The organism is Chloroflexota bacterium, from assembly GCA_035652535.1.
Taxonomy (GTDB): Bacteria; Chloroflexota; UBA6077; order UBA6077; family SHYK01; genus DASRDP01.
In genome coordinates this window covers 22963-29604 of the sequence record DASRDP010000108.1, presented here as the reverse complement: position 1 = coordinate 29604, position 6642 = coordinate 22963, and the positions used below count along the sequence as shown (strand labels likewise).

The window sequence follows — 6642 nt, the reverse complement described above, 5'->3', positions numbered from 1 at the left end:
CAGGACCCGTCGCTTCCCGACCAGGGTTCCCAGCCAGCCGACCGGAATCGCCATGAGCGTGCTGCTCAAGAGGAGGAGCCCGGGCAGCAGCTGTGCTTCGCCCGCGCTCGTGCGGAGGATGTCGCGCACGAAGATGGACAGCAGGGGCAGCACGGCGTTGACCCCGGACCAATATGCGAGCGTCACGGCGCAAAACACGAGCGCACCCCGGTAGCGACGCAGGATGTCCAACGCGGAAAGCGCCTCATGCTCCGCACCCGCCATGCGCTCGGCCCAGACGATCGGCTCCGGCTCGGTGATGCCAATGGTTGTCGCGAGCGCCCCGGCGGCGACCAGGCCCCCGGCGAGCAGGAAGGCCCAATCGGGCACGCTATCGTTCCACAGCCAGAATCCAAGAGCGAGTATGCCCACCTGGGAAGCGATGTCCACGATGGTGGCCAGCGACGACATCAGATTGAGCTCGGCGTCGTCCGTTAGGTCAGCGCGAAGTGCCTTGTGGAGATCGTCGCCCATGTTGAACGTCAACGTGAACAGAAAGACCACGACGATGATGGGAAGGATCTGCTGGACGTCTGGTGGAAGGCCCAGTCCATGGGGGGCGGGCCACCGGGCGACCCACGGCGTGATGGCCATGAGGAGGCCGGAGAGGACCCCACCGACCAGAATGAAAGGGCGGCGCCGTCCAAGCCAGCCCAGCCAGATGCGGTCCGACCAAGCCCCAAAGAGCGGCGACACGATCGAGCCCTCGACGGACTTGGAGTTTCCCAGCAGGCTGATGATGACGTACGACGTCGTGAAGCTGGTGAGCCACAAGGACATCGTGTAGTTGTTGAATGCGCTGTACACGCCGACGCTGAACGAGCCGCCGAGGTAGGCCACGCGCCGCGCAATGGTCAGCTGCGCGCCCGAGCTGGATTCTGTCAACTTTGGCGCAACCTTCCGCAACCTTCGGCGATGGTTTCAAGCGATAGACCCGAAGGATACGGCGGGAGGCAGGCCATGGTGTCACACATGCGGACTCGGCACTCGATCGCCGAGCGAATCGAAGCGGTCATCCTCGTCATCCTCATTGCGCTCTGCGTCCTCACGCTCTTGGCAACGATCTTTCTCGGGCCCGGGCTTCTTCCCATCGTCTTCGTTCTCGGCCTGGGCGCGTTCGCCATCGAGCGGCTGGCACAGCGCAGCGAGGGCGATAGCACCATCCAGACGGCCATCGAGCGCGGTGTCCCGGGCGAGATCGCCGCGTGGGGAAAAGTGGCTCGAGTCGAGGGCACATGTCAGATCGGGAACGTCCCGGCGATCGGCGACACATTCGTCGTGGCGGGCGGACAGATTTGGCCGGCCATGTGCGCCCACGCCCAGGATGCCGTACGAAATGCCCTCGAACGAATGGAACGAGAGCCGGACCTCACTGACGAACGAGTCTACTACCATGACCCGTCGCACATGCTCGACCTCGAGCTGTACCGCGCCCCGCGCGCGCGGGTGGAGCGCCACCGCGGTGACGTGGGCGCGCCAACGCGCGAGGAGCGCGCCGCGGGTTACAGGCCGTCTCACCTCATTTGGGTTGCGCGGGCCATCATCTCCGGATTCATGGCAAGCATCGTGATGTCGGTGATCTTCTTCAGCGCATTCGGTATCGCCCGGCTGATCGCGGGGATCCCCGTCTCGTCTGGCTTGCTCGGGGTGGTTCGACAATGGTGCGACGCGCTCAGCACGAACCGCGTGCTGGATCTCGCTTCGAGCAGCCTGTATCTCGCCGGGATCATTCACGTCGTCGTCGGCGTCGTCTGGGCGCTGGTGTACGCTGGCGTGGTCGAGCGGAAATTGAGCGGGCCGAGCTGGCGCAAGGGGCTTGAGTTTTCGCTCTTGCCCTGGGCGCTATCGCTCCTCGTGTTCCTCCCCGTTGTCGGCGGCGGCGTCGCCGGCGCGGCACTCGGAGCTGGACCCCTGCCCGCTTTGGGGAACCTCGTCCTTCACCTGGCGTACGGCATTACCCTTGGGGCGCTCTATGGACCGCTCGGGGGGCTGCCGGCCGATCAATTTCCTCACTCCTGGGAGCGCGACAGTCGCTTGGCGTCCGACCGTCTGGAGCGCGCCATGGCGCGAGGGATCGTGATCGGCGCATGCGTGGGTCTGATCATCAGCGCGGTCGTCGCGCTGGCGGACGTTGCCGGTCCCGGGGGGCAGCTCATGGGAACGCCGCCGCTGGCGATTCTCGCCCTCGGGGTGATCCTGGGCGGTGCGTTCGGCTGTTTCGTCGGATCGATGACGGGGCTCACTCCCAGCGAGCCGCCGTTCACGCATCGCGAGCATCGCTCCGGCTCCACGGACGCGTAGCGCCGCGCGCGGGTCAAGACCGATCGCCGCGCATCCGGCGTGTAGACGCGGATTCGCGCAAAGCGCCGACGGCGTCGCTCGGATTGCAGAGGACGTCCGGCTCCGCGTACATTCTCTCTGGCCTTGGGAGGACGGAGATGTGCGGCCGCTACGGAGTCGAGCCCGAATATGTTCAGCTCGCGTTGCGCTACCAGGCGGTGGTCGATGCCATTGACCCAGGGCCTCGATATAACGTCGCGCCCTCACAGGACGTCCCGGTCATCGTAGAGCGCGACGGCGTCCGGTCTCTCACGCACCACCGCTGGGGCCTAATCCCCTTCTGGGCGAAGGACGCGTCGATCGGCAATCGCCTGATCAACGCGCGCGCGGAGACCGTCGCGACGCTACCAGCCTTTCGGGACTCGTTCGCTCATCGTCGGTGCATCGTTCCGGCCAGCAGGTTCTACGAGTGGCGGCGCGCGGGGAAAGTCAAGGTTCCCCACGCGATCCAGCGGAACGATGGCTTTCCCATGAGCTTCGCCGGCTTGTGGTCGTCGTGGCGGAGCCCGGAGACCACGGAGCCGGTCCACACCTGCACCATCATTACGACGACGGCAAATGAAGCGATGGCGCCCATTCACGACCGAATGCCCGTCATTCTGGACGATGACGCGCTACGCCCCTGGCTCGATCCAACGCTGGCTGACATCGGGGAGCTTCAGCGCCTTCTTGTCCCGTGCGCCGATGACGCGCTGTACGCGTATCCGATCTCGCGTCTCGTCAACGACGTCCGCAACGACAGCCCGCGCATCATCGAGCCGGACCCGTACGGCGAAGAGCTGCTCAAATCGGCCGTATCCCCTTGAGGAGGACTCGATGCTCAGTCAAGAAGAAAACGAAGCCGTATCGCGCGTAGGCCCGGGCACTCCCATGGGCGAGCTGATGCGGCGTTACTGGCTGCCCGGGCTCCTCTCCTCCGAGCTGCCGGAGCGGGATGGGCCCCCGCTCCGCCTGCGCTTGCTGGGCGAGGACCTGATCGCCTTTCGTGACTCCAATGGGCTCGTAGGCATCCTCGGTGTTCACTGTCCCCATCGCGGCGCATCGCTATTCTTCGGCCGGAACGAGGCGGCGGGTCTCCGTTGCGTGTATCACGGATGGAAATTCGACGTCCATGGCCGATGCGTGGACATGCCGAACGAGCCGCCCGAAAGCAACTTCAAGGACAAGGTCCGGGTGACGTCTTACGCGTCTCGCGAGGTCGGTGGCGCTGTATGGGTCTACATGGGGCCGGGGCGGCCGGCGCCACCCCTCCCCGATCTCGAGTGGATGACCGTTCCGCCGGAGCGCCGCTACCAGGCCAAGCGCGTCCAGCACTGCAACTGGCTACAGGCGCTGGAGGGCGAGATCGATCAGAGCCACGTCTCGTTCGTGCACCGGCGCTTCGACGGTGGCAACGGACGCGGCCAGGTGGACCTGATTCGGACCCGCGACACGCATCCGCGATTCGAAGTGATGGATACGCCCTACGGCGTGGTGATCGGCGCGGGGCGTGTGGCGGATGAGTCGCTGCGCTACTGGCGCATCACGCAGTTTCTGATGCCCTTCTGGTCCATGACCGGCCCGTACGGTGAGAACCCGATTCGCCACACGCGCGCCTGGGTGCCCATCGATGACGAGACGAGCGTGCTCTTCTCGGTCACGTTCCACCCGCTGCGCCCCCTGACCGATGAGGAGATCGGTCGGATGAAAGCCGGCTCTGGGGCAGGCTACGTCGGAGAGGGCAAGTTCCTCCCGCCGACGAGCCAGCCGTTTGGCGCATGGCGGCCGAGGGCCGGCATGGAAAACGATTTTCTCCTGGACCGAGCCCTCCAGCGGAGCACGTTCTTCTCGGGGATTCCCGAGTTCTGGGCCCAGGACGCCGCCGTCCAGGAGACGATGGGCCCGATCTGCGATCGGACCCACGAGCACCTCGGGACCTCGGACTTGGGGGTCATCCGCGTTCGGCAGCGGCTTCTATCCGCGGCGCTCGCCCTTCGCGATCAGGGTATCGCTCCGGAATCCGCGATGGACGGCTCGCTCTACCGTGTGCGCGGCGCCGCCGTGATGGTCCCCGCGGGCGAATCGTGGTTCGAAGCGAGTGCGCTGCACCGCGAGGTTATTGCCGGCACCAATCCGGGTGGCGTGTAAGGCGCAGAGCGAGATGCGGCCGCCACCCGGTGCGCGCCAGTAGTGATATGCGGTGCCGAGGCTACGGCGTCTGCGGCCAGCCCGCGAGACAGTAGCCGCGCCCGCGCACGTTTCGGATCTCATAGCCGAGCGGCTCGACTTTTCTTCTCAGCCGCTGGACGTGGGACCGGATGCTGTTCTCACCGCTGCGGCCGCCGTCGATGGCTTCGAGGAGGCCGCGCTGTGTGACCGGCGTCGGGGCGGCGAGGCGAAGCGCGGTGAGCAGACGGCGCTCGCTCGGCGTCAGCCCCGTTGGGGGCAGAAAGGAGCGAGGACCGCCGTGGAGGGCCGACCTGATGCCGGCCTCGCGAATGGCGGTTCGCCAGGCGTCGATTAACACGGCGGGAACGTCGGCACATCGATCACATGCGCCGTACAGGTCGCTCACTGCCATCGCGTATCCTCCATCGTCCAGTGCGGATCCACTCTCCGAGTGGACTGAAGTTTCTCGCTTCCTTGCCCTTTTTCGCCATTTCCCGAACGTTACTCGATATCTTACATTACGTTTCCATAAAGCTGCATTACAAATCCGCACATTTTAAGAAGTGGCTAAGAATCCTCAAAGATGCGAGTAATGTGCAATGGAGGTCAAGCGGCCGTCTACTGCGGACGATGCGCAACGGTGCCCTGGATTCTTCCCCGCGCTCCGCCGTTACATATGGGGTGGTGACAGCCACTCGCCCATGCGCCACTTCGTCCACGCCGCGTTTCGCCGGCCCGGGCTGAACCGGTTGACCGGTGGAAACTCCTTCAACTGCGCAAACGGTCGGCAGCCGTTGATGATCATCCGCTTGTAGGGTAGCGGTCGCCGGCTCACCCGATCTGCCATGGATCGAAGCGGATCGAGGAGCCAATCGCTCTCCACAACGCTTGTTCTCGCCTCGTTCGGGTCAAAACGAGTCGAAACGGCCCAGAGGACCTGCCAGGGGTCTTCGATATCAACGTCGTCGTCGACGATGAGGAACAAACGGCTTGGTCCGTGCATGCGGTCCAGCGCATCCATGAGGCGCGGAACGTCGTCCGCGTGCTGCTGCTCGACCGTGATGACCGTGCAACTCAACGGACCGAAGGCCTTTACGCGGCGAACGGGAATTTCGAGAGCCTCAAACCGCGAGAGCATGCCGGTGATCTGGCGAATGGGGAGGGTGAACACGTACCCGTCGCGGTTGTACAGTGGCGGCGCGCCATAGAGGATCGGGTCCGTCCGATGATAGAGCGCCTTCACGTGGATGACCGGCTCGGGGGTGGGTGCCGGCTCGCTGTACCCGGTCCACTCGCCGAATGGGCCCTCCGGCCGTGTCTCCACCTCTGGCGGCGGAATCTCACCCTCGATGGCGATCTCAGAGTGGGCGGAGATGGGCAGCCCTGTCACACTCCCCCGAATGACCTGGACTGGCTCCCCGGCGAGAAACCCGGTGTAGTCGTACTCCGGTGTCGATTTCGGCACGCCGCTGGCCGAGCACCCGGCGAGAAAGATCAGTGGCTCCGGTGCGAAGGACACCGCGACCGGGCACGCCTTGCCCTCGGCCCAGTACTTCTCCATGATCCGTCGACCGTCGCTGGCCGGCTCGGAAAAGATGCCCGTTGTTGCCCGATCGTGTCGTTGGACGCGGTAGGTCCCGACGTTGACGAAGCCGCTGTCCGGATCCCGGTTGATCACCGCGACGCCGGTTCCGATGTATGCGCCACCGTCGCCCTCGTGCCAGATGGGGACAGGAAACTGCATCAGATCGACTTCTTGTCCCGACTGGATGTGCTCGAGCAGCGGGCCGTCGTCGACCACGACCGGTGGCACAGGTTTGTACGCTGCCCACCGCGCCTTGAACGCGCGCATGAGTTGGTCCAGCGTCATCTCGGGGTCCAGGTCGAGGGCGAGCAGGCCGCGCCGGTGGCTGCTGCACACATTGGCGGCGACGCGGTAGCCCGTCGGATAACCAGGAATCGCGTCGAACAGGAGGGCCGGCCCGTTCGCATGCAGCGAAAGCTCGGCAATGACGCCGATCTCCAGGTTTGCGTCGGCGCCGTCGATGGTCCGAAGCTCCCCAATCGCCCCTGCCCGCTCGAGCAGGGTGCGAAGATCCACCAGGGCCATTCTTT

Annotated in this window: 6 protein-coding genes; 3 read left to right on the top strand and 3 right to left on the bottom strand. The window is 65.2% G+C overall.

Features of this window, described 5'->3' with window-relative positions:
• Positions 1-924 (bottom strand): MFS transporter (locus VFC51_13265; protein ID HZT07995.1); only part of this gene is annotated, 924 nt, incomplete at its 3' end.
• 75 nt (positions 925-999) lie between these two features.
• Here VFC51_13265 and VFC51_13260 point away from each other — a divergent pair.
• The 3 genes from VFC51_13260 (at position 1000) to VFC51_13250 (ending at position 4506) form a co-directional block, all read left to right on the top strand.
• Positions 1000-2340 carry a DUF6789 family protein gene (locus tag VFC51_13260; GenBank protein HZT07994.1) on the top strand — a complete coding sequence of 447 codons (1341 nt, stop codon included), beginning with the start codon at positions 1000-1002 and terminating at the stop codon, positions 2338-2340.
• A 137-nt stretch (positions 2341-2477) separates the two neighbouring features.
• Positions 2478-3185, top strand: coding sequence for an SOS response-associated peptidase (locus VFC51_13255; protein HZT07993.1), 708 nt, complete (start codon positions 2478-2480; stop codon positions 3183-3185).
• Between the two features lie 10 nt (positions 3186-3195).
• Entirely contained in the window at positions 3196-4506 is a 1311-nt protein-coding gene (locus tag VFC51_13250) for a Rieske 2Fe-2S domain-containing protein (protein ID HZT07992.1), read from the top strand.
• 61 nt (positions 4507-4567) lie between these two features.
• On the opposite strand, the gene VFC51_13245 is transcribed toward VFC51_13250, so the two are convergent.
• Positions 4568-4939: a helix-turn-helix domain-containing protein gene (locus VFC51_13245; protein ID HZT07991.1), complete on the bottom strand. Its 372-nt coding sequence runs from the start codon at positions 4937-4939 to the stop codon at positions 4568-4570.
• A gap of 258 nt (positions 4940-5197) precedes the next feature.
• Entirely contained in the window at positions 5198-6637 is a 1440-nt protein-coding gene (locus VFC51_13240; GenBank protein ID HZT07990.1) for a UbiD family decarboxylase, read from the bottom strand.
• Positions 6638-6642 lie beyond the last annotated feature (5 nt).

Bases quoted from the DNA above. Each gene is read 5' to 3' on its own strand.
- VFC51_13260 (HZT07994.1), top strand. From the start codon at position 1,000: ATGGTGTCACACATGCGGACTCGGCACTCGATCGCCGAGCGAATCGAA.
- VFC51_13255 (HZT07993.1), top strand. From the start codon at position 2,478: ATGTGCGGCCGCTACGGAGTCGAGCCCGAATATGTTCAGCTCGCGTTG.
- VFC51_13250 (HZT07992.1), top strand. From the start codon at position 3,196: ATGCTCAGTCAAGAAGAAAACGAAGCCGTATCGCGCGTAGGCCCGGGC.
- VFC51_13245 (HZT07991.1), bottom strand. From the start codon at position 4,939: ATGGCAGTGAGCGACCTGTACGGCGCATGTGATCGATGTGCCGACGTT.
- VFC51_13240 (HZT07990.1), bottom strand. From the start codon at position 6,637: ATGGCCCTGGTGGATCTTCGCACCCTGCTCGAGCGGGCAGGGGCGATT.